Source organism: Mesorhizobium sp. M7A.F.Ca.CA.004.12.1.1, from assembly GCF_003997835.1.
Taxonomy (GTDB): domain Bacteria; phylum Pseudomonadota; class Alphaproteobacteria; order Rhizobiales; family Rhizobiaceae; genus Mesorhizobium.
This window is the reverse complement of the sequence record NZ_RZRK01001459.1, coordinates 1-579: the sequence shown is the minus strand read 5'-3', so window position 1 is coordinate 579 and position 579 is coordinate 1. Positions and strand designations below refer to the sequence as shown.

Below are 579 nucleotides of genomic sequence, written 5' to 3'. Positions count from 1 at the left end.
GTGACGATCACTGCTTTGGCGCGGACGGTGCCGCGATCGGTGACGCAGGCGACGCCGGGCACGTCCCACAGGATCTTGCGCACCGGCGTCGACAGTTCGACCGGCACGCCGGCGCCGAAACGCGCCACCAGCGCGCCAAGGCCCTCCTTGCTGAAGTAGTTCGGGTCGAGATCGGCCGCGGCCTGGAAGTCCAGGATCGAGATTTCGTCCTCGTCGGCACCGAAATCCATCGGCCCGGCGAAGGTGGCGGCGGCGCGCGGCGCATGGCCTTTTGCCAAAAGCGCCGAAAGACGATCGTCATCTCCGTCCTTCACTTCATGCCTGGCCAGCAGTTCGAACAGCTTTGCGTCGGCGGCCTTCATGTCGGCTTCTTCCGCTTCGCTCGCCTTGCGCTCGCGGTAGTAGAGATGATCAACGTTCATGTCGTGATGATGCAACGTCCAGCCTGCCGCCTGGGCTTCGGGAAAATAGGGATTGCGGTCGGCGGCATGCAGCCAGGCGCAGCCGATGTCGAAAGGCACGCCGAAATGCTGGTCGCTGGTCCAGGCTCGCCCGCCGATTCGGTCCATCGCTTCGAGC

The 579-nt window shown here is 64.8% G+C and carries 1 protein-coding gene; it reads right to left on the bottom strand.

The genetic code is table 11. The annotated features are described in order from the left end of the window. Positions 1-569 (bottom strand): FAD-dependent oxidoreductase (locus tag EN984_RS37030; protein WP_245480217.1); only part of this gene is annotated, 569 nt, incomplete at its 3' end. Between the last annotated feature and the right edge of the window lie 10 nt (positions 570-579).